The sequence below is a fragment of the Cupriavidus sp. FW216-B1 genome (assembly GCF_058789195.1).
The window spans coordinates 1-23,156 of sequence record NZ_JBYTEL010000030.1 but is presented as its reverse complement, the minus strand read 5'-3'; the positions used below and the strand labels follow the sequence as shown (position 1 = coordinate 23,156).

General features: G+C 68.8%; 20 protein-coding genes. 1 reads left to right on the top strand and 19 read right to left on the bottom strand.

Annotated elements, in window-relative coordinates; translation table 11 throughout:
* Positions 1 to 52 precede the first annotated feature (52 nt).
* The 7 genes from infB to AC3WXD_RS32490 form a co-directional block, all read right to left on the bottom strand.
* The gene (infB, locus tag AC3WXD_RS32520) at positions 53 to 2,956 is read right to left on the bottom strand and encodes a translation initiation factor IF-2 (RefSeq protein WP_059413381.1); all 2,904 of its coding nucleotides are present in this window, start codon (positions 2,954 to 2,956) and stop codon (positions 53 to 55) included.
* A gap of 84 nt (positions 2,957 to 3,040) precedes the next feature.
* Entirely contained in the window at positions 3,041 to 4,516 is a 1,476-nt protein-coding gene (nusA, locus tag AC3WXD_RS32515; RefSeq protein WP_020205926.1) for a transcription termination factor NusA, read from the bottom strand.
* Positions 4,513 to 5,001 carry a ribosome maturation factor RimP gene (rimP, locus tag AC3WXD_RS32510; RefSeq protein ID WP_492325480.1) on the bottom strand — a complete coding sequence of 163 codons (489 nt, stop codon included), beginning with the start codon at positions 4,999 to 5,001 and terminating at the stop codon, positions 4,513 to 4,515. The genes nusA and rimP overlap by 4 nt, the downstream gene beginning before the upstream one ends.
* A 21-nt stretch (positions 5,002 to 5,022) precedes the next feature.
* Positions 5,023 to 5,184 (bottom strand): hypothetical protein, encoded by a 162-nt coding sequence (locus AC3WXD_RS32505; RefSeq protein ID WP_155888316.1) that lies wholly within the window; start codon positions 5,182 to 5,184, stop codon positions 5,023 to 5,025.
* A gap of 162 nt (positions 5,185 to 5,346) precedes the next feature.
* Positions 5,347 to 7,344 (bottom strand): 23S rRNA pseudouridine(2605) synthase RluB, encoded by a 1,998-nt coding sequence (gene rluB, locus AC3WXD_RS32500; protein ID WP_492325479.1) that lies wholly within the window; start codon positions 7,342 to 7,344, stop codon positions 5,347 to 5,349.
* Positions 7,345 to 7,349: 5 nt separating this feature from the next.
* Positions 7,350 to 8,375: an SMC-Scp complex subunit ScpB gene (gene scpB / locus AC3WXD_RS32495; RefSeq protein WP_492325478.1), complete on the bottom strand. Its 1,026-nt coding sequence runs from the start codon at positions 8,373 to 8,375 to the stop codon at positions 7,350 to 7,352.
* Between the two features lie 601 nt (positions 8,376 to 8,976).
* Positions 8,977 to 9,732: a sulfite exporter TauE/SafE family protein gene (locus AC3WXD_RS32490; protein WP_059413424.1), complete on the bottom strand. Its 756-nt coding sequence runs from the start codon at positions 9,730 to 9,732 to the stop codon at positions 8,977 to 8,979.
* Positions 9,733 to 10,020: 288 nt separating this feature from the next.
* Between AC3WXD_RS32490 and fnr the strand changes: the two genes are divergently transcribed.
* Positions 10,021 to 10,746, top strand: a complete 726-nt coding sequence (gene fnr, locus AC3WXD_RS32485) for a fumarate/nitrate reduction transcriptional regulator Fnr (protein ID WP_020424013.1) — start codon at positions 10,021 to 10,023, stop codon at positions 10,744 to 10,746.
* Positions 10,747 to 10,942: 196 nt separating this feature from the next.
* Here the strand turns inward: fnr and AC3WXD_RS32480 are convergent, their stop codons facing one another.
* The 12 genes from AC3WXD_RS32480 to odhB form a co-directional block, all read right to left on the bottom strand.
* Positions 10,943 to 11,188 (bottom strand): hypothetical protein, encoded by a 246-nt coding sequence (locus AC3WXD_RS32480; protein WP_020206629.1) that lies wholly within the window; start codon positions 11,186 to 11,188, stop codon positions 10,943 to 10,945.
* Positions 11,189 to 11,190: 2 nt separating this feature from the next.
* A complete protein-coding gene (locus AC3WXD_RS32475) occupies positions 11,191 to 11,409 on the bottom strand; it encodes a FixH family protein (protein WP_059413377.1) in 219 nt (72 codons plus the stop codon).
* A 53-nt stretch (positions 11,410 to 11,462) separates the two neighbouring features.
* Positions 11,463 to 12,962 carry a cytochrome c oxidase accessory protein CcoG gene (gene ccoG, locus AC3WXD_RS32470; protein ID WP_029044379.1) on the bottom strand — a complete coding sequence of 500 codons (1,500 nt, stop codon included), beginning with the start codon at positions 12,960 to 12,962 and terminating at the stop codon, positions 11,463 to 11,465.
* Between the two features lie 52 nt (positions 12,963 to 13,014).
* Positions 13,015 to 13,941 carry a cytochrome-c oxidase, cbb3-type subunit III gene (ccoP, locus tag AC3WXD_RS32465; RefSeq protein ID WP_020206632.1) on the bottom strand — a complete coding sequence of 309 codons (927 nt, stop codon included), beginning with the start codon at positions 13,939 to 13,941 and terminating at the stop codon, positions 13,015 to 13,017.
* A 3-nt stretch (positions 13,942 to 13,944) separates the two neighbouring features.
* Positions 13,945 to 14,142, bottom strand: coding sequence for a cbb3-type cytochrome oxidase subunit 3 (locus AC3WXD_RS32460; protein WP_020206633.1), 198 nt, complete (start codon positions 14,140 to 14,142; stop codon positions 13,945 to 13,947).
* A gap of 3 nt (positions 14,143 to 14,145) precedes the next feature.
* A complete protein-coding gene (gene ccoO, locus AC3WXD_RS32455) occupies positions 14,146 to 14,826 on the bottom strand; it encodes a cytochrome-c oxidase, cbb3-type subunit II (RefSeq protein WP_020206634.1) in 681 nt (226 codons plus the stop codon).
* A gap of 19 nt (positions 14,827 to 14,845) precedes the next feature.
* On the bottom strand, positions 14,846 to 16,297 hold the full coding sequence (gene ccoN, locus AC3WXD_RS32450) for a cytochrome-c oxidase, cbb3-type subunit I (RefSeq protein ID WP_020206635.1): 1,452 nt from the start codon (positions 16,295 to 16,297) through the stop codon (positions 14,846 to 14,848).
* A 144-nt stretch (positions 16,298 to 16,441) separates the two neighbouring features.
* A complete protein-coding gene (gene ccoS / locus AC3WXD_RS32445; RefSeq protein WP_020206636.1) occupies positions 16,442 to 16,588 on the bottom strand; it encodes a cbb3-type cytochrome oxidase assembly protein CcoS in 147 nt (48 codons plus the stop codon).
* A 3-nt stretch (positions 16,589 to 16,591) separates the two neighbouring features.
* Positions 16,592 to 19,165 (bottom strand): heavy metal translocating P-type ATPase, encoded by a 2,574-nt coding sequence (locus AC3WXD_RS32440; RefSeq protein ID WP_492325477.1) that lies wholly within the window; start codon positions 19,163 to 19,165, stop codon positions 16,592 to 16,594.
* Between the two features lie 153 nt (positions 19,166 to 19,318).
* Entirely contained in the window at positions 19,319 to 20,416 is a 1,098-nt protein-coding gene (zapE, locus tag AC3WXD_RS32435) for a cell division protein ZapE (protein ID WP_492325476.1), read from the bottom strand.
* 203 nt (positions 20,417 to 20,619) lie between these two features.
* Positions 20,620 to 22,056, bottom strand: a complete 1,437-nt coding sequence (gene lpdA, locus AC3WXD_RS32430) for a dihydrolipoyl dehydrogenase (protein ID WP_059413373.1) — start codon at positions 22,054 to 22,056, stop codon at positions 20,620 to 20,622.
* A gap of 139 nt (positions 22,057 to 22,195) precedes the next feature.
* The coding region (gene odhB, locus AC3WXD_RS32425; protein WP_492325475.1) for a 2-oxoglutarate dehydrogenase complex dihydrolipoyllysine-residue succinyltransferase at positions 22,196 to 23,156 on the bottom strand (961 nt) is incomplete at its 5' end.

Genomic DNA, 23,156 nt, shown 5'->3' with positions numbered 1-23,156 from the left:
GACGGCCGCGGCGGACCCGCCCGTGAAGGGGGCCCGCCGCGCGCGCGGCGCCTTACAGCGTGCGCGCCACCTCGGTGATTTCATACACTTCGAGCTGGTCGCCTTCCTGAACGTCGTTGAAGTTCTTGATCGACAGGCCGCACTCGAAGCCTTGCTTGACTTCCTTGACGTCGTCCTTGAAGCGCTTGAGCGAATCGAGCTCGCCGGTATGGATGACCACGTTGTTGCGCAGCACCCGCACCAGGGAGGTCCGCTTGACCACGCCGTCGGTGACCATACAGCCGGCCACCGCGCCGATCTTCGGCACGCGGAACACCTGGCGCACCTCGACCGTGCCGAGCGTGACCTCGCGCTTTTCCGGCGCCAGCATGCCCGACATCGCCGCCTTGATCTCGTCCACCGCATCGTAAATGATGTTGTAGTAGCGGATGTCGATGCCATTGTTCTCGGCCAGCTTGCGCGCGCCGGCGTCGGCACGCACGTTGAAGCCGATGATGACCGCCTTCGAGGCCGTGGCCAGGTTGACGTCCGACTCCGAGATGCCGCCCACGCCGCCGTGCACGATCTGCACGCGCACTTCGTCGGTGGAGAGCTTCTGCAGCGACTGCACCAGCGCTTCCTGCGAACCCTGCACGTCGGCCTTGACGATCAGCGGCAGCGTCTGCACTTCGCCTTCGCTCATCTGCTCCAGCATGGTCTCCAGCTTGGCCGCCTGCTGCTTGGCCAGCTTGACGTCGCGGAACTTGCCCTGGCGGAACAGCGCGATTTCGCGCGCCTTGCGCTCGTCGGGCAGCACCAGCACTTCCTCGCCGGCGGCCGGCACTTCGGACAGGCCCTGGATCTCGACCGGAATCGAGGGGCCGGCTTCCTTGGTCGGCTTGCCGGTTTCGTCCAGCATGGCGCGCACGCGGCCGTAGGCGCTGCCGGCCAGCACCACGTCGCCACGCTTGAGCGTGCCGCTGGTGACGAGGATGGTCGCGATCGGGCCCTTGCCCTTGTCGAGCTGGGCTTCCACCACCAGGCCCTTGGCCGGGGCGTCCACCGGCGCCTTCAGTTCCAGCACTTCGGCCTGCAGCAGCACCTGCTCGAGCAGCTCGTCGATGCCGGCGCCGGTCTTGGCGGACACCGGCACGAACGGCGAGTCGCCGCCGTATTCTTCCGGCAGCACCTGCTCGGCCACCAGTTCCTGCTTGACGCGGTCCGGGTTGGCTTCGGGCTTGTCGATCTTGTTGATCGCCACCACGATGGGCACGCCCGCCGCCTTGGCGTGGGCGATGGCTTCCTTGGTCTGCGGCATCACGCCGTCGTCGGCGGCCACCACCAGGATGACGATGTCGGTTGCCTTGGCACCGCGCGCACGCATGGCCGTGAAGGCCTCGTGACCCGGGGTGTCGAGGAAGGTGATCACGCCGCGCTCGGTTTCCACGTGGTAGGCGCCGATGTGCTGCGTGATGCCGCCGGCTTCGCCCGCGGCGACCTTGGCGCGGCGGATGTAGTCCAGCAGCGAGGTCTTGCCGTGGTCGACGTGGCCCATCACGGTCACGACCGGCGGACGCGGCAGCTGCTCGGCGTCGGTGTGCTCTTCGCCGTCCACCACCAGCAGCGCTTCCGGATCGTCCAGCTTGGCGGCGAACGCCTTGTGGCCCATTTCTTCCACCACGATCATGGCGGTTTCCTGGTCCAGCACCTGGTTGATGGTCACCATCTGGCCGAGCTTCATCATCTGCTTGATGACCTCGGATGCCTTGACGGCCATCTTGTGGGCGAGATCGGCCACCGAAATGGTTTCGGGGACGTGCACTTCGCGCACCACGGGTTCGGTCGGCGCCTGGAAGTTGGTGCCGCGGTCGTCCTGCTGGTGGCGGTTGCCACGGCCGCGCGGACCACCGCGCCAGCCGCCCACGCCGCCCGACGAATCGCCGCGCGTCTTCAGGCCGCTGCCCTTCTTCTTCGAGCCTTCGTCCTGCCAGGTCGACGACGTGCCGGCCTTCACCACCTTGCCGGTCTTCTTGTCGACCGTGGTGGTGGCGGTGGCAGCCGTGGTGGCCGGCTTCTTCTCTTCCTTCTTGGTCTCGGTGCCAGGCGCCTTGACCGGCTTGTGCAGCGTGCCGGTCTGCTCGGCCTTCTTTTCCTCGGCCTTGCGTTCGGACGGCGCCTTGAGCACGCGCGCCGGCGCATTCAGCATCTGCTGGATGGCGCGGGCCTCGGCCTCGGCGGCTTCGCGGCGCTTGCGCGCGGCGTCCTGCTCGGCACGGGCCTTGTCGGCGGCTTCCTTGGCCTGGTCGGCGGCCTTCTGCGCGGCGGCGCGCTCGGCGGCAAGGCGAGCCTTGTCGTCCTCGGCCTTCTTGCGCGAATCGTCGTCCTCGGGCGCGGCCGTGGCGGCCGCGGCGCGCAGCGCGGCGGCTTCCTCTTCCGCCTTGCGGGCGGCGAGCTCGGCCTGGCGACGTTCCTCGGCTTCGAGCGCTTCCTGCTTGGCGCGGCGTTCGGCTTCCTCGCGTTCGGCCGCTTCCTGGCGTGCCTTCAGCTCGGCTTCCTGGCGCGCCAGCTGCTCTGCCTGCAGACGGGCTTCCTCTTCCTGGCGCGCCTGTTCGGCGGCGTCGGCCTGCTGGTCGGCACCATCCTGGCCGTCGGCGGCGCCCTCGGGCGAGGCCTCGTCACGCTTGATCAGGACGCGCTTCTTGCGCACCTCGACCTGTACCGTGCGCGTCTTGCCGGTCGAATCGGCCTGGCGGATCTCGGAAGTCTCGCGCTTGGTCAGCGTGATCTTCTTGCGCGCGCTGTCGTCGGCCTGCCCGTGCGAACGCTTGAGGTAGTCCAGCAACCTGGTCTTGTCGGATTCGGTGATGATGTCTTCAGGCGTCACCTTGCCCACCCCAGCTGCCTGCAATTGTTCCAGCAGGGCAGCTGCGCTGCGGCTCAGTTCTGCGGCCAGTTGGGCAACTGTTGTGCTTGCCATTCAAACCCTTTCAATGCTCGGTTTATACGTCGGGACAGTCGTGTGCGGAATACGCGCCCAGGCCGGTCGGTCCGGGCGTGTCCCTCAGTTAAACCAATGTTCCCGTGCTTTCATGATCAACGCGCGGGCCTCTTCTTCGCCCAGGCCGACCATCTCGACCAGTTCGTCGACTGCCAGTTCGGCGAGTTCGTCACGCGTGTGGATATTGCCTTCGGCCAGCTTGCCGATCAGTTCCGGGGTCAGGCCGTCGAGCGAGCGCAGATCCTGCGACACCGCTTCCACCTTTTCTTCCCGGGCCAGTTCCATCGTCAGGAGCGCATCGCGTGCGCGGTTGCGCAGCTCGTTGACGGTGTCTTCGTCGAAGGCGTCGATCTCCAGCATCTCGCTGATGGGCACGTAGGCCACTTCTTCCAGCGTGGAGAATCCTTCGTCGATCAGGATGTCGGCCACTTCTTCGTCCACGTCCAGCTTGGCCATGAACAACTTGCGCACCACGTCGCTTTCCTCGGCCTGTTTCTGCGCCGATTCTTCCTGCGTCATGATGTTGATCTGCCAGCCGGTCAGTTCGGACGCCAGGCGCACGTTCTGCCCGCTGCGGCCGATAGCGACGGCGAGGTTTTCCTCGTCGACCACCACGTCCATGCTGTGCTTTTCCTCGTCCACCACGATGGACTGTACCTGTGCCGGGGCCAGCGCGCCGATCACGAACTGCGCCGGATCTTCCGACCACAGCACGATGTCGACCGCCTCGCCGCCGATCTCGTTGCGCACCGCCGTCACCCGCGTGCCGCGCACGCCGACGCAGGTGCCGATCGGGTCGATGCGCTTGTCATGCGCCACCACGGCGATCTTGGCGCGCACGCCGGGGTCGCGCGCGGCCGCCTTGATCTCCAGCAGGCCCTGCTCCATCTCCGGCACTTCGTTCTCGAACAGCTTGATCAGGAACTCGGGCGCGGTGCGCGAGAGCTCGATCTGCGGGCCGCGCGCGGTGCGGTCCACGTTCAAGATGTAGGCGCGCACGCGGTCGCCGGTGCGCAGGTTTTCCTTCGGGATGATCTGGTCGCGGGCCAGCAGCGCTTCCACGCGGCCGGACTCCACGATCAGGCCCTTCTTGTCGGCGCGCTTGACCGTGCCGGTCATGACCTTTTCGCCGCGGTCGAGGTAATCGTTGAGGATCTGCTCGCGCTCGGCGTCGCGGATCTTCTGCAGGATCACCTGCTTGGCGGCCTGCGCGCCGATGCGGCCGAACTCGACCGACTCGATCTGTTCCTCAATATAGTCGTCGAGCTGGATGTCCGGGTTCTGCTCGCGCGCTTCGAACATCAGGATCTGCTTGTCCGGCTCCTGCAGGCCCTGTTCATCGGGGACCACGAGCCAGCGGCGGAACGTTTCATGCTCGCCGGATTCGCGATCGATGGCGACGCGAATGTCCACGTCTTCCTCGAAACGCTTCTTGGTTGCCGAAGCGAGTGCCGCTTCCAGCGCACCGAATACCACATCCTTGTCGACGTTCTTCTCACGCGCAAGCGCATCGACGAGCAACAGAACTTCGCGGCTCATTGCTTGTTCCCTTTTTTCTGATTTCCTTTGAAGTCGATCACCGGCACCAGGCGTGCGCGATCGACATCGGATATGGCGAATTCCAGCAGTGCCGTGCCGTCCTTGCCTTCGAACTCCAGGCCGACCTGCTCCGCCCCGGGCTGGCCGGTGGGCGCCTGCAGGATGCCGACGAAGTTCTTCTGGCCGTTGACCGGCAGGCGCAGCGTGACCCTGGCCTCCTGGCCCGCGAAGCGGACGTAGTCAGCCAGTTTCTTGAGCGGCCGGTCCAGCCCCGGCGAGGACACCTCGAGGCGTTCGTAGTCGATGTTCTCGACCGTAAGCACGTGCGTCAGCTGACGGCTTACCTTTTCGCAATCCTCGATGACGATCCCGGTTTCAGGCTGATCGATATAGACGCGCATCAGTCCGCCCGGAGCGCGCTCGAGCTCAACCAGCTCGTACCCCATACCGTTCAGGGTGGTTTCGATCAAATCTGCCAGATGCACTGTATTCCCGAATAATGGCCATCAATACCGTGGCAGACCCAGCCCACCGGCATCGCCGCCCTTCTTGCCGAAGGCGGCTTCGCAGCCTGCTTGCCTGCCCGTCACCCCGACCGGCGCGCCGTGCGAGGACGGCACGCATGCGGATTGGGCGAACCAAAAAAAAATGGGCGCAATGCCCATCATTCGCCCATCCTTTTTCAGGATGACTTTTGAATAGACTTGGATTATACGCCGTCGCGGTGCAAAAGGCAAAGAGATAGCCGGGAGAACCCGGACGGGCGAGCGGCACGCACCGCACTTCGCCCCATCCCGGCCTGCGCGCCGGCCATCCTGCACCAGAAGGCGTCAGCGGTTGCCGTCCCGGCCGCCGCCGCGCGGGCGGCGATTGCCGCCGGCCTTGCCGGCCTGCGGCATCACATTGCCGTTGACCTCGCCGCCGCCGCGGCGCGGCCCGCGGCCCTGGCCGCCGCCCATGCCGCCGAGACCACCCATGCCGCCCATGCCACCCATACCACCGCTGCGGGCACCGCGGCCGCCACGGCCGCCAGCCCCGCCGCCCATGCCACCCATGCCGCCGGGGCCGCGCGGCAGGCCTGCCGCGGCGCCGCCCAGCTTGGTGGTGTGCGAGGTCAGCAGGGTCGGGCCGCCGATGTAGCCCATCGAGGTCTGCATCGGGTCCGGCTGGCCGCGGCCGGCGCCGCTGCCGCGCGGGCCGTTGCTGCGGTTCACGCGCGGCAGGCCGTCCATGCCGGTCGGCATCGGCATGCCGGCGATGGCCGCCTCGGTGCGCGCCTTGCGCCCGGTGACCTTGCTGCTGCCGCCCTTGGGCTGGCCGTCGCCCTTCGCGGGCGCCTTCAGGCCGATCGAGGCCATCAGCGCACGCACGTCGTCGGCGGCGAGTTCCTGCCAGCGGCCGCGCTTGAGGCCGCGCGGCAGCAGGAACTGGCCGTAGCGCGTGCGGATCAGGCGCGACACGGTCAGGCCCACGGCCTCGAACATGCGGCGCACTTCGCGGTTGCGGCCTTCGGTCAGCGCCACGTGATACCAGTGGTTGATGCCTTCGCCGCCGCCGTCGGCGATGCGCAGGAAATTGGCCTCGCCGTCGTCGAGCTTGATGCCGTGCAGCAGGCGCTGGCGGTCGGCCTCGGCCAGCTCGCCCAGCGTGCGCACCGCGTATTCGCGCTCCACGCCGTAGCGCGGGTGCATGAACTTGTTGGCGATGTCGCCGGAGGACGTGAAGATCAGCAGGCCTTCGGTGTTGAAGTCGAGGCGGCCCACGGCCACCCACTTGCCCGCCTTGATGCGCGGCAGGCTGTCGAACACGGTCGGACGGCCTTCCGGGTCCGACTGGCTGACGATCTCGCCGGCCGGCTTGTGGTACAGCAGCACGCGCGGCGGCTTGGTCGACACGCGGCGGTGGATCAGCTTGCCGTTGACGCGGACCTGGTCGGCCGGCAGGATGCGCTGGCCGATGTGGGCCGGCAGGCCGTTGACCGAGACGCGCCCCTGCAGGATCAGTTCTTCCATCTCGCGGCGCGAGCCCAGGCCGCCCTCGGCGAGCACCTTGTGCAGCTTGGGCGCGTCGTCGTCGGCCGACAGTTCGCGCACCGGCTTGGCCTTGGCGCGCGCGCTGCCCGCGTCTTCCTGGTCGTACTGCCCGGAAATCACGAAGCGGAACAGGTCTTCGCCGCTGACCGCGGCAGCCGCCGGGGCCTTGTCGGCCGCGCCCGGGGCCTGGCGCTGCGCGCCGCCCTTGCCCTTGCCGCCCTTGCCACCCTGGCCCGCCGGGCGGGCACCGCCCTGCGGCTGGCCTTGCTGGCCCTCGGCGCCGCCGCGGCGGCCCGCGCCCTGCGCCTGCTGGCCCTGCTGCGGCTTGCGCTTGCGCGCGCCGTTCGGGTTGGCGCGGGCGCCGTCGCGCTGGCGTTCGCCGGCGGCCTCGCCGCCCGCATCGGTGCCGGCGGCATCCGCGCCGGGCGCGCGGCGGCCGCGCTGGGCCGGGCGCTCGCCCTGCTCGCCGGCCTGCGCCATCTCGCCGTCGGCGGGCTTGCGCTTGCCGCGGGTGCGGCCCTTGCGGACGCCGTCGCCGCGCGGCTGGCCATCGGCCGCGCCCGCCTCGGCGCCGGCCGCGGCCGGCTCGCCGTCCGCGGGACGGCCGCCCTCGCGGTCCTGCGCGGCCTGGCGGCGCGTGGCCACCAGATTGCGCAGGCCGCGGCGCAGGCCTTTGCGGCGCGGTGCGCCTTCGGTGCCATTGCCGGCATCGCCGGCTTCGCCGGCCGGCGCATCCGCCGGGCGGACGTCTTGATCAACGGAATCGGACAAGGTATTCACATTCGGATGTTGCATGGTGTTCAGTTGGACACGCGCTCGTCGTGCTCATCGTGCTCGCTGGGGTGCGCCGGATCCGCCGGGTTCGTGCCCGGCGCATCCGGGGCTTCGGGCTCCTGCTCGCCGGAGGCCACTTGCACGTGGTAACCGTTGGCCGGGGCTCGCGCTTCCGTTTCTTCTTCCGCCTCGCCGCCGCTCGCGGCGGGCTCCGCCTCGGCAGCGGGTTCTGGTTCTGCTTGCGGGGCCGGCTGCGCCGCGCCGACCGCCTCCGCTTCCGTTTCCGCCCCGGACACGGCCGGGAATTCGGGTTCGGAGACGCTGGGCTCGGAGACACCGGGTTCCTCATCGGCCGGCAGGGCATCCTGCACGGCCTCGGGGGCCGCCTCCGCCTGTTCAGCCACGGGCGCTTCGGCTTGCGCCTCTTCGCCGGCGGCGTCCGCCTGCGCGAAGGCTTCCTCGTCGCTGCCGTCGGGCAGCGCGCCGAGCGCCTCGAAATCGATCGGGGCCTGGTTCAGCAGCGCTTCCTGCGACTGCGCCTGGATGTCTTCCAGCGGCGGCAGCTCATCCAGCGTGCGCAGGCCGAGGTCGTCCAGGAAGGCCTTGGTGGTGGCGTACAGCGCCGGGCGCCCGGGCACGTCGCGGTGGCCGATGACCTCGATCCAGCCGCGGTCCTCGAGCTTCTTCACCACTTCGGTGCTCACCGTGACACCGCGGATTTCCTCGATGTCGCCCCGCGTCACCGGCTGACGGTAGGCAATGATCGCCAGCGTTTCCATCACCGCGCGCGAGTACTTGGGCGGCTTCTCGGGGTTGAGCCGGTCGAGATACTCGCGCATCGCGGGGCGGCTCTGGAAGCGCCAGCCGCTGGCCAGCGCCACCAGCTCCACGCCGCGCTGATCCCAGTCGCGGCGCAGCTCCTCGAGCAGGACGCGGATGGTATCGGCACCGACGTCGTCGGCAAACAGCCGCCGCATGTCATGGACGCGCAAGGGTTCCTGCGCACAGATCAGCGCGGTCTCGAGGACGATCTTCGCCTCTTGGGTATTCATGTTGATTGCGTGCAGCCTGTCTTTGCACCTGCGCCCCGGACTGGCCCGGACGCACTGGAGATTGCGGGTTCAGCGGTGGGGATTGCCACCGCCATCTGTCCGCGCAGCCAGCCGCATGCTCGCTTGCATGTCGGCCGTGCGCTTTCCTGTCTTGCATCGGATGCCGGACTGGACCGGCAGGAGATCGTCCGGCCACCGGCGTTGCCTGCCGGTCGACGGAGCCCTTGCGTCGCGCCTTTCCCCCTGATGTGGCGGACCTGTCCGGCGCGACGCAGGTCGCACCGGGTGCAAGAAAAAACGGATATCGGCCCTGCTTGGCCTACGCTGCTTGGCCTGATTCACCCCGCCCTGCCGAGGCTGGTCTTTTGAACCGAATCTTTTAAACCGGACGGCGGGTGGGGAACGGTCCCTGGCGGTCGTACTTGCCTGGGGAGTTCCTGGCATGCATCCCTGAGAGCGAATGCTAACCGGCGATGCCACGGTGAAATACGCTGCGCGATATCGCTGTTCTTGCGATTGTATGGCATTCCCAGCCAAACCTGCAACCGCTTCCCTTGCGCGGCCGCCGGCCCGGGTGCGCGGCACGCCACGGGACGGCCCGTCAGAACACCAGGCAGAAGCCGTGCGCCGCCAGCGATTCCGGCAAAAGCAACGCGCGCGCCACACCCGCCACGCCGAAGCCGATCACGGCGAAACCGGCCACGGCGCGCACCGCCGGGCGGCGCGTCAGTTGCCGCAGATAACCCGACAGGCCCGAAATCACCAGCAGGTTGGGCAGCGTGCCGAGCCCGAACACGGCCATCACCAGCGCGCCCGAGGCGGCGTTGCCGGCCAGCAGCGACAGCGCCAGCGCGCCGTACACCATGCCGCACGGCACCAGCCCCCATGCCAGGCCCATGCCGTAGCGCCGCGCCAGCCGCGCCTGCGGCAGCGCCATGCCGGACAGCCGCCCGGCCGCGCCCAGGCCGCGCAGCAGGCCGCCCGCGCCGCGCGCCGCCAGCCGCTCCAGCCAGGCCGTGCCGAGCATGCGGCCGCGCAGCATCCACAGCCCCGACACCACCAGCATCGCGCTGCCGGCGCCGAACAGCCAGCGCTGCAGCGGCAGGTACTGGGCCTTCCAGACACCGGCGCCCAGCGCGCCGAGCAGCGCGCCGAGCAGCGCGTACATGCTGAGGCGCCCGGCATGCATGACCAGCAGTTCGAGCAGCCAGTGCCCGGGCCGGCGCAGGATGGTGGCCGGCACCCGGGCCACGCCGCCCTGCTCGGCCGCCAGCGCGATCCCGCCGCACATCGCCGCGCAGTGCACGCCACCCAGCAGAGCCAGGGTAAATACGCTGAAAAGCACGCCTATGGTCAACATCCACTCCCTGTCCGGCCGTTTGGCGCGGTAAAATGCGGTCGACGCGCCCCCGCAGATCCCAGAGGCGCTGTCGACTTCCAGTCCAGCGCCAGCGCCTGCGCGCGTGTTGCAGGCATGACGGCGAGCCGCCGCACAGCACCCCGCAGAGGGTGCGGATGCGCCAGGCCCGCGCGCCGGACTTGACGTCGCCAGTGTCTGTAACCGACGTCATCGACGTCAAGCTCTCGACGCCATGCGCCTGCTTCGCCGCGCTGGGTTGACTGCGTTAAACCGGACAGGCCCCAATTGCTCACCACCATTCCTATCTCCGAGATGTCGCCCCGCTGCTCCACGTGCTCGCTCGGCCAGCTTTGCCTGCCGGTCGGCATGACGCAGCACGACCTCGACAAAATGGACACCCTGGTGCAGGAACGGGTGCGGGTACGCAAGGGCGAAACCCTGTACCGCCTTGGCGATCCGCTCACCGCTGTCTTCGCGATCCGCTTCGGCACGCTCAAGACGCACCTGACGATGGAGGATGGCCGCTCGCAGATCACCGGTTTCCACCTGCCCGGCGAAGTCGTCGGGCTCGACGGCCTGGGCGAGATGCAGCACGCATCCGATGCCACCGCGCTCGAGGATACCGAAGTCTGCGTGGTCCGGTTCGGCGATCTCGAATCGCTCTCCGGCGCCCTGCCCTCGCTGCAGCACCAGTTCATGCGCCTGATGAGCCGCGAGATCTCGCAGGACCAGGTCATGCTGATCACGCTCGGCTCGATGCGCGCGGAAGAGCGCCTGGCGGCCTTCCTGATGAATTTGTCGGAGCGGCTGTCCGCGCGCGGCTACTCGTCCTCCGAGTTCGTGCTGCGCATGAGCCGCGAGGAGATCGGCAGCTATCTCGGGCTCAAGCTCGAGACGGTCAGCCGGCTGTTCTCGCGCTTCGCCGAGGCCGGCCTGATCCAGATCCGCCAGCGCCACGTCAAGCTGGTCGACATGCCCGGCATCAAGCAGATCGTCAACAAGTCCTGCTGACCGCCCTGCCGGGCCGCCGGCTCCGGCGTCCTCCGGACGAGGCGTCCGCCGGGCGGCGCGGGCGCGCCGGTTCGCGCCGCTCATCTGGCCTATTCCCTGTCCGTTCCGCGCTTGTTGCGCTTGTTGCGCTCATCGCGCCTGCCGCGCTCATCGCGTCCGTTGCGCCCATCCCGCACGCTCCGCGCCCGTTCCACGTCTATTCCAGCTCGTCCGTGTCGGCCAGCCGCGTCGGCATGGTGTACAGCGTGAGCCCGCTCGACAGCGAGCAGAGCACCCACGCGAACAGGAACCCCACCGTGTAGACCGCCTCGCGCGAGGCCTCCACCTGCTGCCCGAAGAAACGCAGCTCGCCCGGGTCGACCATCGAGAACACCAGCGCAGTCGCCAGCCCGCCCACCAGGAAGCCGGGCCACAACACCCACATCAGCCAGCGCAGCCTCATGGTCACCTCGCCTGCGCCGTGGCCGGCGCCGCGGGGTGCGCGGCGGCGGCGGTCTTCTCGACCACCAGCCCGTGCCGCGCCACGCCTTCCTCGATCGGCCGGTCGGGGTGCGACATCGCCAGCCAGATGGTGAACCCGCAGGCCACCATCGCCACCAGCGGGCCGCTCATCAGCAGCCACGGCCAGGGCTCTTTCCACCAGGGATTGCTTTGCTGCGTCATCTGGCCTCCTTTGGTTGTCTGTCCGATGCGGGCATCCGTCACGGCTGCCCGCATCACAGATTGCGCGGCACGATGAAGCTCGTGCTCTGGCTGATCTCCGCGCCGCGCGCGCCCGCGGCTTCGTCGCCGGCGGCGGTCACGGTCACGTGGATCTTGTGGGTGCCCTGCCCCGCGGCGTCGATCGGCACGCGCACGCGCACCGGGATCAGGCGGTTCGACGTCGGATCGAGGTCGCCGGCGCTATGGTCGTATTCCACCGTCAGGCCCTTGAGCTCGTCGCTGTCCGCGCTGATCGCCACGCGCATCGGCGCCTCGGTGGTGTTGATCAGCTGCAGGCGGTACACGTTCTCGATCCAGCGGCCTTCCACTTCGCGGCCGAGCGCGCCGCGGTCGCGGATGATGTCGACCTTGAGCGGCGTGCGCATGGCCAGCGAGGCCATGAAGCCGCCCACCAGCGCCAGCCAGATCACCGAGTACACCACCGTGCGCGGACGCACCAGGCGCTTGCGCGCCACGGCTTCCGAGAGCGCGCGGCGCATGGCGTTTTCCGAGGTGTAGCGGATCAGCCCGCGCGGATACGCCATCTTGTCCATGACCTGGTTGCAGGCGTCGATGCAGGCGCCGCAGCCGATGCAATCGTACTGCAGCCCGTCGCGTATATCGATGCCGGTCGGGCACACCTGCACGCAGATGCTGCAGTTGACGCATTCGCCCAGCCCCGAGGCCTTGTAGTCGGCCTTGCGCGAGCGGCTGCCGCGCGGCTCGCCGCGGCCCACGTCATACGTCACCACATAGGTGTCGCGGTCCACCATCACGCTCTGGAAGCGCGCATACGGGCACATGTACTTGCACACCTGCTCGCGCATGAAGCCCGCGTTGCCCCAGGTGGCGAACGCATAGAACAGCATCCAGAAGGTCTGCCACGGGCCCAGCGACAGGCTCAGCACCTGGCCGCCGAGCGCGCGGATCGGCGAGAAGTAGCCGACGAAGGTGAAGCCGGTCCACAGCGCGATCAGGATCCACAGCGAATGCTTGGTGGCCTTGAGGCGCAGCTTGCGCGCGCTCCAGGGATCGCCATCGAGGCGGATGCGGGCGAAGCGGTCGCCTTCGACATGCCGCTCGATCCACATGAATATCTCGGTATAGACCGTCTGTGGACACGCATAACCGCAGAACAGCCGCCCGGCGATGGCGGTGAACAGGAACAGCGACAGCGCCGAGATCACCAGCAGCACGGCGAGGTAGATCACGTCCTGCGGCCACAGCACCAGGCCGAAGATGTAGAACTTGCGCGCGCCGAGATCGAACAGCATGGCCTGGCGGCCATTCCACTGCAGCCAGGGCATGCCGTAGAAGAACAACTGGGTCAGCACCACGACCCACACCCGCCAGCGCGAAAACGCGCCGGTCACCGAGCGCGGATAGATCTTGCGGCGGACTTCGTACAGGGTTTCGTCGGAGCTCTGCGCATCCGCCGTGGCGGATGCGGGCTCCCGCTGAGCCGCGGGCAAGGTACGGGACCTGGCAAGCGGCTCCGGTTCGGGGGCATTCATGGATTCTCATCTCCGCCTGCGCGGATACCGCGCAGGCATACTACGTCCAGACTCATTGCCCGCTCCCGGTACCTGCCCCACTGGTGTTGGACAGGCCCCAGACATAGGCGGTCAGCATGCGGATGCGCTCGGGCGTCAGGATTTCCTCGTGCGCGGGCATGTGGTTGTTGTGGCCCTTCTGGATGGCGTCGACGATGTTCGCCTCCGAGCTGCCGTACAGCCACACGTTGTCCGACAGGTTGGGCGCGCCCAGCGCCTGGTTGCCCTTGCCGGTGGCGCCGTGGCAGGCCGCGCAGGTCGACTTGAAGGTGCTCTCGCCGCGCGAGGCGCGGATCGGGTCGGACGCCAGGCCCGACAGCGAGCGCACGTACTGCGCCACGTCGCCGGACAGCTTGGCGTCGATGGCGGCGCCCAGCGGCGGCATCACGCCGTTGCGGCCCTTGGTGATGGTCTGGGTGATGGTGGCGGGGTCGCCGCCGTACAGCCAGTCGTTGTCGGTCAGGTTGGGAAAGCCGCGGCTGCCGCGCGCGTCCGAGCCGTGGCACTGCGCGCAGTAGTTGAGGAACAGCCGCTGGCCGATCTCGCGCGCCTGCGGGTCCGCCGCCACCTGGGTGACGTCCATCTTCATGTACTTGGCGTAGATCTCGTTCTGGACCTGCTCGGCGGCCTTGCGGTGCGCGGCCAGTTCGCCCTGCGTGGAGAACTTGAGCACGCCGGCGTACGAGCCGAGGCCCGGGTACAGCACCAGGTAGATCAGGCCGAAGATGCACGCCAGCAGGAACATCCACATCCACCAGCGCGGCAGCGGGTTGTTCAGTTCGCGCAGGTCGCCGTCCCAGACGTGGCCGGTGTCCTGCGTGGCGTCCGCGACCTTGGCCACGCGGCGCTGCGAGAACAGCAGCCACACGCACCAGACGATGCCGACCAGCGCGATGGCGGCAATGTAGTAGCTCCAGAAATCCGTGAAGAAGTCGCTCATGACTCAGTGTTCCTGCTTGGTGTTGTTGGCGCCGGCGGGGCTGCGCTCATGGCGGGCAGCCAGCGGCTCGTCGGGCAGGGCGAACGGCAGCATGGCCGACTCCGCATTGGCGGGCTGGCGTCCGGCCGACCAGGCCCACCAGCAGATCGCGAGGAACGCGGCCATCGAGATCACGGTGGCGCATGCAGTGATGATCGCCATGATTTACTCCTTGGCCGGCGCGGCCGGCGCCGCGGGAGCGGCCGCCGCCGTATCGACGCGGACGTTGCGCTTGCTGATGCCGAGTTCCTGCAGGTAGGCCACCAGCGCGTCTTCCTCGGTCTTGCCTTCGAGCGTGGCGGGCGCCTGCGCGATCTCGGCATCGGTGTAGGGCACGCCCAGGCGCCGGAGCGCGCGCATGCGGTCGCCGATGTCGCTGGTCTTCAGCGCGGCCTTCTCGAGCCACGGATACGACGGCATCACCGATTCGGGCACCACGTCGCGCGGGTTGCGCAGGTGGATGCGCTGCCAGTCCTCGGAGTAGCGTCCGCCCACGCGCGCCAGGTCGGGACCGGTACGCTTGGAGCCCCACAGGAACGGGTGGTCGTAGACCGACTCGCCCGCGGTCGAGTAGTGGCCGTAGCGCTCGGTCTCCGCCTGCAGCGTGCGCACCTGCTGCGAGTGGCAGCCCACGCAGCCTTCGCGGATGTAGATATCGCGGCCCATCAGGCGCAGCGGCGAATACGGCTTGATGCCCGGATCCGGCTCGGTGGTGGAGTGCTGGAAGAACAGCGGCACGATCTGGACCAGCCCGGCGATGCTGACCACCAGGATGGTGCAGATGATCAGCCAGCCGATGTTCTTCTCCAGGGTCTCGTGCGAAAAGAAGCTTTGTTTCTGCGACATCGTTTCTGTCCTGGCGTAATCAGTGGGCGGAGGCGGCAGCGGTCGTCGCCGGGATCGGCGCGTCCACGGCAGGCTTGCCGATGATGGTCTTGGCCACGTTGTAGGCCATCAGCAGCATGCCGGAGAGGAAGCACAGGCCACCGAGCAGACGGATCAGGTAGAACGGATACTTGGCCTTGACCGCTTCCACGAAGGCGTAGGTGAGCGTGCCGTCAGGCTGCGTGGCGCGCCACATCAGGCCTTCCATCACGCCGGCGATCCACATCGAGGCGATGTACAGCACCACGCCGATGGTGGCGATCCAGAAGTGCAGCTCGATCAGGCGCACGCTGTACATCTCCTTCTCGCCGAACAGCCGCGGGATCAGGTAGTAGAGCGAGCCGATCGAGATCATCGCGACCCAGCCCAGCGCGCCGGAGTGCACATGGCCGATGGTCCAGTCCGTGTAGTGCGACAGCGCGTTGACGGTCTTGATCGACATCATCGAGCCCTCGAAGGTCGCCATGCCGTAGAACGACAGCGCCACCACCAGGAACTTGAGGATCGGGTCGGTGCGCAGCTTGTGCCAGGCGCCCGACAGGGTCATGATGCCGTTGATCATGCCACCCCACGACGGCGCCAGCAGGATCAGCGAGAACACCATGCCCAGCGACTGCGCCCAGTCCGGCAGCGAGGTGTATTGCAGGTGGTGGGGACCGGCCCACATGTACGTGAAGTTGAGCGCCCAGAAGTGGACGATCGACAGGCGGTACGAGTAGATCGGGCGGCCGGCCTGCTTGGGAATGAAGTAGTACATCATCCCGAGGAAGCTGGTGGTCAGGAAGAAGCCCACCGCGTTGTGGCCGTACCACCACTGCACCATCGCGTCCTGCACGCCGGCGTAGGCCGAGTAGGACTTCCACATCGACACCGGCATCTCGATGTTGTTGACGATGTGGAGGATGGCGATGGTCAGGATGTAGGCGCCGAAGAACCAGTTGGCCACGTAGATATGGCGGGTCTTGCGCTTGACGATGGTGCCGAAGAACACGATCGCGTAGGCCACCCACACCAGCGTGATGAGGATGTCGATCGGCCATTCGAGTTCGGCGTATTCCTTCGAGCTGGTGATGCCCATCGGCAGCGTGATGGCCGCGGCCACGATCACCAGTTGCCAGCCCCAGAACGTGAAGGCCGCGAGCGGGCCGCAGAACAGGCGCGCCTGGCAGGTGCGCTGCACCACGTAGTAGGAGGTGGCGAACAGCGCGCTGCCGCCGAAGGCGAAGATCACCGCGTTAGTGTGCAGCGGGCGCAGGCGCCCGAACGACAGCCACGGCGTGTTGAAGTTGAGCTCAGGCCAGATCAGCTGTGCTGCGAGCAGCACGCCGACGGCCATGCCCACGATCCCCCATACGACAGTCATGACGGCAAATTGCCGCACGACGCCGTAATTGAAGGTGTCGGCGCGAGAATGCGCGGCGGTGACATCCATTCAGACCCCCAGATTGTAAAAACAAATTTGATGATGTGACTGTAGAAAAACGCGGCCCTGGGTGCGTTGATCTGTATCAAGCGCATCGGAAAGCCGGGGAACTCGCCCCGCGGCGCCCGCTGCACGACCGCGCCGGAGCGCGGTTCAGGGCTTGTCGTTGTCCAGCAGGATGGCCTCGGCGGGACGGTCGAGATCGTCGTACTGGCCGGCGTGCAGTGCCCACCAGAGCGCGCCGGCGATCACCGCCACCAGCACCAGGCTCATCGGCACCAGCAGGTAAAGCATGTCCATGCGTCAGTCTCCGGTTCCGGTCTTGCCCGCGCGCAGCAGGCGCCAGGCGTTGGCCACCACCAGCAGCGACGACACCGACATGCCGATGCCCGCCATCCAGGCGGTGACGTGGCCGGTGGCCGCCAGCGGGATGGCGATGACGTTGTAGGCGAAGGCCCAGACGAGGTTCTGCCGCACCACGCGGCGCGTGCGGCGCGCGGTGCGCAGCGCCTGCGCGATCTCGGCGATGCGCCCGTGGGCGAGCACGGCGTCGGCGCCGGCCTGGGCCAGCGGCGCGCCGCTGCCGATGGCGATGGAGACCTGCGCCTGCGCCAGCACCGGCGCGTCGTTGATGCCGTCGCCGACAGCCAGCACCACCGCGCCGGCACGCTGCAGGCTCGCCACGTATTCGCGCTTGCCCTCGGGCGTGACGCCGCCCTCGCGGCGCGCGATGCCGAGATGGTCGGCCCACCAGTTCACCGCCGCCGGCGTGTCGCCGGACACCAGGTGCGTGGTCACGCCGAGCCGGCGCAACTGCGCCAGCAGCGTGGCCGCCTGCGCGCGCGCGGTATCGGCCAGCGCGAACACGGCCAGCATGCCGCCGGCGTCGCCGAGCCAGACCAGGGTCGCGCCGCGGCGGTCGCTGGCGGCCAGCGTGGCGGCGATGGCGTCCGCGTGGTCGGTGCCGCTGCCGCGGCTGCCCGCCAGCGCGGCCACGAACTCGCGCCGCCCCAGCCGCAGGCGCCGGCCATCCACTTCGGCCTCCAGCCCCTGCCCCGGCACATTGCGCACCGCGCCGACCGTGTGCGCGTCGCCGACCAGTCCCCGCGCCTGCGCCGCCTCGACGATGCCGCGCGCGAGCGGGTGCTCGCCGGAGCGCTCGATGGCGGCGGCCAGGCCCAGGCTGGCGGCCACGTCGGCCGCGCCGAACGCATGGGTCTGGACCAGCGCGAAGCGGCCTTCGGTCAGCGTGCCGGTCTTGTCGAGCATGACGTCGGTGACGCCGGCCAGCGCTTCGAGCGCATGGCCGCGCGTGAGCAGCACGCCGCGCCGCGACAGCGCCGCGCCCGCCGCGGCCAGCGCCGCCGGCGTGGCCAGCGAGAGCGCGCACGGGCAGCTCACCACCAGCACCGCCACCGTCACCAGCAGCGCGCGCGCGGGATCGATCCACGCCCACCAGACCACGCCGGCCAGCGCGGCCAGCACCAGCAGCACGGCCACGAACCAGCCCGCCACGCGGTCGGCCAGCGCGGCCAGGCGCGGCTTCTCGGCCAGCGCGCGGTCCAGCACGGCGACGATCTCGGCCAGCCGCGTCGCCGCGCCCACCTTGACCACGCGCAGCTCGAGCGGGCTGGCGGTGTTGAAGCAGCCGGCCAGCACCGTGTCGCCGGCGGCGCGCGCCACCGGGCGGCTCTCGCCGGTCAGCATCGATTCGTCGAGCTCGCTGGCGCCGGCCACCACGGTGGCGTCGGCGGGCACCACCTCGCCGGCCTTGACCCGGATCAGGTCGCCCGCGCGCAGGCGCGCCACCGGCACGCGCTCGCCCGTGCCACCCTCGTCCCGCAGGCGCTCGCAGGTGGACGGCAGCTGGCGCGCCAGCATCTCGGCGCCGCTGCGCGAAGCCTGGCGCACGCGCAGCTCCAGGTAGCGCGCCAGCAGCAGGAAGGCCACGAACATCGTGACCGAATCGAAATACACCTCGCCGCTGCCGCGCAGCGTGGCCACGGTGCTGGCGAGGAAGCCCGCGCCGACGCCGATGGCCACCGGCACGTCCATGCCGAGGTGCCGCCGGCGCAGCCCGCGCCACGCGCCGGCGAAGATCGGCGAGGCCGAGTACAGCACCACCGGCAGGGTCAGCACCAGGCTGGCCCAGCGCATCAGCTGCAGCTGGCCGGGCTCGATGGTGGCTTCATGGGTATAGATCGGCCATGCGTACATCATCACCTGCATCATGCCGAGCATGGCCACCGCCATGCGCATCAGCAAGCCGCGGCGCGCGTGGCGGTCCTGGCGGTCCGAGCGCGACACCTCGAACGGCCACGCGAGGTAGCCGATCCCGGCCAGCGCGGCCAGCAGCGCGGACACCGGCTGCTCGGCGGCGCGCCAGCGCACCACCACGCGGCGCGTGGCCACGTTGGCGATCACGGATTCCACGCCGGGCAGGCTGCCCAGGTGCTGCTCGATCAGCCAGGCGCAGGCGGCACAGCGGATGTTCTCGGGAGCCAGCGTGATCTCGGCGCGCGCGGCGTCGAGCGGCCGCACGAACTGGGTGCGCAATTCCTCGGTGTCGTAGGCGGCCCAGACCGGCTCGGCCTCGCGCCGGGCGGCATCGTCGATGGGGCGCGCGAAGCGCGCCTGGTCGCCGTACAGGTGGCCGAAGCCGGCGGCATGGAGGGTCTGCGCCAGCGCCTGGCAGCCGCCGCAGCAGAAGGCCTGGTCCTCGCCGCCGATGACGGCATGCAGCACCGGCTCGCCGGCGACGAAGGCCTGCCCGCAATGGAAGCAGCCGCCCCGCGCGCCAGCGGCCGGCGCGGCGGCGCTGGCCGGCGGCGTGGTCGCGATGGAAGCGGGCAGGGATGCGGCGGCGGAAGGGGGCATTGGGACTCTTTTTTTACCATTGGCATGGTATGAGCCCCCCGGGCAAGCCGCCTTGATACAGATCAAGCGGGTGGATCAGGCGCGCCGCGCGGCGGCGCGCCGGTGTGGCCAGCGCCTCGGATCGGCGCTCAGGCCAGCGCTCAGATCGGCGCTTCAGGTCAGCGAGGTATCCACGGTGCGGCGCGGCGATTCCAGGTATTCGCGCGACTGCATCTCGATGATGCGCGACACGGTGCGGTGGAATTCGTTGGACATCTGACCCTCGGTGTAGAGCTCGTCGGCCGGCACCTCGGCCGAGATCAGCAACTTGACCTTGTGGTCGTAGAAGACGTCGATCAGCCACGTGAAGCGGCGTGCCTCGGACGACATGCGCGGCGTCATCTTCGGCACGTCGGACAGCACCACGGTGTGGAACTGCGTGGCCAGCTCGAGGTAGTCGTTCTGCGAGCGCGGCCCGCCGCACAGCGTGGCGAAGTCGAACCACACCGCCCCGCCGGCCTTGCGCAGCGCGCGCAGCTCGCGGTGCTCGATGTGGAGGATCGGCGCTTCGTCGGGCACGCCGGCGATGCTGGTGAAGGCGTGGCGCAGCGCGGCGCTGGCCTCGGGCCCCAGCGGCGTGTGGTAGGCCTGCACCTGCTCGAGCGCGCGCTTGCGGTAGTCGATGCCGGCGTCGACGTTGAGCACGTCGAGCTTGTGCTGCAGCAGCGCGATGGCCGGCAGCACGCGGTCGCGGTGCAGGCCGTCCGGGTAGAGCAGGTCCGGGCGGTAGTTGGAGGTCATGACGAACTGCACGCCGTTCTCGAACAGCTGCTGGAGCAGGCGGTGCAGGATCATGGCGTCGGCCACGTCGTTGACGTGGAACTCGTCGAAGCAGATCAGGCGGAAGCGCCGCGCGATGCGCCTGGCGAGCTCGTCGAGCGGGTCCGGGCGGCCGCGCAGTTCCTCGAGCTGGCGATGGACCTCGCGCATGAACTCGTGGAAGTGCAGGCGCGTCTTGCGCACCACCGGCACGCAGGTATAGAAGCTGTCCATCAGGAAGGACTTGCCGCGCCCCACCCCGCCCCACAGGTACACGCCCTTGGGCACGTCCGGGTGGACCAGCAGCTTCTTGAGCGTGCTGTTGCGGCGGCTCTTGTACGCGACCCACTCGTCGTAGCACTGCTGCAGCCGCGCGACGGCGCGCAACTGCGCCTCGTCCGAGGTGTAGCCGCGTTGCTTCAGTTCCTGCTCGTAGTACTCACGGACGTTCATGCTGACTGCTTGCGCTGGTGCCGGCACGGATGGCGACGGGCCGGGCTGGAAATGGAACGGGGATCGGGAGACCGGAGGATCAGGGAGCGGGACCCGCGGCGACGGCGCCTGCGCGCCCTGCCGCCCCGAAAGCGAAAACGGCGCGCCGCTGGAGCGGCGCGCCGGTACTCAACGACACACTGGCCGATATGCAGGCATGCGCCTTACATATTGAGCTGGCGCTTGTCCACGGCGAGGGCGGCTTCGCGCATGACTTCCGACATCGACGGATGCGGATGGCAGGTGCGGCCGATGTCCTCGCTGGCGGCCTTGAACTCCATCGCCACCACGGCTTCGGCGATCAGGTCCGAGGCGTTCGCGGCAACCACGTGCACGCCCAGGATCTCGTCGGTCTTGGCGTCGGCCAGCATCTTGACGAAGCCTTCCGGATGGCCCATGCCCAGCGCGCGGCCGTTGGCCAGGAACGGGAACTGGCCGGACTTGTACTCGCGGCCCTCGGCCTTGAGCTGCTGCTCGGTCTTGCCCACCCAGGCGATTTCCGGGAAGGTGTAGATCACCCACGGAATGCAGTTGTAGTCGATGTGCGGCTTCTGGCCGACGATGCGCTCGGCCACGGCCACGCCTTCGTCTTCCGCCTTGTGCGCGAGCATCGGGCCGCGCACCACGTCGCCAATGGCCCACAGGCCCGGCACCTTGGTGGCGCAGTGGTCGTCCACCTCGATGAAGCCGCGCTGGTCGGTGGCCAGGCCGATGGCGTCCAGGCCCAGATTGTCGGTGTTGGGCACGCGGCCAACCGACACGATCAGGCGGTCCACTTCCAGGGTCTGGGCGGCGCCGTCCTTGTCGGTGTAGCTGACCGTGACGCCGTCGGCGCCGGTCTTGACCGCGTCGACCTTCACGCCGAGGCTGAACTTCAGGCCCTGCTTGGTCAGCAGCTTCTGCGCTTCCTTGGCCACGCCTTCGTCGGCGGCGCCCAGGAACGACGGCAGCGCTTCGAGCACGGTCACGTCCGCGCCCAGGCGGCGCCACACCGAGCCCAGCTCGAGGCCGATCACGCCGGCGCCGATCACGCCCAGCTTCTTCGGCACGCTGTCGAACTTGAGCGCGCCTTCGTTGTCGCTGACCAGCTTGTTGTCGACGGTGATGCCCGGCAGGTGGCGCGCCTTGGAACCGGTGGCGACGATGACCTGCTTGGCGGTCACGACCTCGGTGCCGGCCTTGCCGGCGATCTCGACCTGGAAGCCCTCGGCGGTCTTGCCGGTGAACTTGCCGTAGCCCTTGAGCAGCGTGACCTTGTTCTTGCGGAACAGGAACTCGATGCCCTTGGTCATCTTACCGACCACGTCGTCCTTGCGCTTGAGCATCTTGGCGATGTCGACCTTGACGTCGCCCACGGTGATGCCGTGGTCGCCCAGGTGGTGCTGCACGTTCTCGAATTCTTCCGAGGAGGCCAGCAGCGCCTTGGAGGGGATGCAGCCCACGTTCAGGCAGGTGCCGCCCAGGCGCACTTCGTCCTTGGGATCGTCATAGGCATTGCCTTCGCAGCAGGCCACGTTCAGGCCGAGCTGGCCGGCGCGGATGGCGGCGATGTAGCCGCCGGGGCCGGCGCCGATCACCAGTACGTCGAATTGTTTGCTCATGGATTTCCTTTTGCGGCCCTGGCGGGGCAACGTCGCCCGCCGGGCCGCCATCAACTCTTCGGTCCGCCCTGCCCGCCCGCGCCACGCGGATGGCGGACGCGGCGGGCACGGCTTCGGTCACTGCGGTTGCAGCAAAGGCTTACAGGTCCAGCAGCAGGCGTGCCGGATCTTCCAGCGCGTCCTTCATCGCGACCAGGCCCAGCACGGCTTCGCGGCCGTCGATGATGCGGTGGTCGTAGGACATCGCCAGGTAGTTCATCGGGCGGATCACGATCTGGCCGTCTTCCACCACCGGGCGGTCCTTGGTGGCGTGCACGCCCAGGATGGCCGACTGCGGCGGGTTGATGATCGGGGTCGACAGCATCGAGCCGAACACGCCGCCGTTGGAGATCGAGAACGTGCCGCCGGTCATTTCCTCGATCGACAGCTTGCCGTCCTTGGCCTTCTGGCCGAATTCGGCGATCTTCTTCTCGATGTCGGCCAGGCTGAGCTGGTCGGCGTTGCGCAGGATCGGCACCACCAGGCCGCGCGGCGAACCGACCGCGATGCCGATGTCGAAGTAGCCGTGGTAGACGATGTCGTTGCCGTCGATCGAGGCGTTGATCAGCGGGAACTTCTTCAGCGCGTGGACCGCGGCCTTGACGAAGAACGACATGAAGCCCAGCTTGACGCCGTGCTCCTTCTCGAAGCGGTCCTTGTACTTGTTGCGCAGGTCCATCACCGGCTTCATGTTCACTTCATTGAAGGTGGTGAGGATGGCGTTGGTGGCTTGCGACTGCAGCAGGCGCTCGGCGATGCGCGCGCGCAGGCGGCTCATCGGCACGCGCTCTTCCGGACGGTCGCCGAGGGCGGCGAAGTCGACCGGCGCGGCCACTTGCTGCAGCGCGGGCTTGGCGGCGGCGGGTGCCGGGGCGGCCTTGGCGGCCGGCGCGGCGGCGGCGCCCAGCACGTCGCCCTTGGTGATGCGGCCATCGCGGCCGGTGCCGGCGACCTGGCTGGCCGACAGGCCGCCTTCGGCCATCAGCTTGGCGGCCGAGGGCATGGCCACGGCGCCGGCAGCGGCGGGCGCGGCGGCCGGCGCGGCGGCGGGTGCCGGGGCG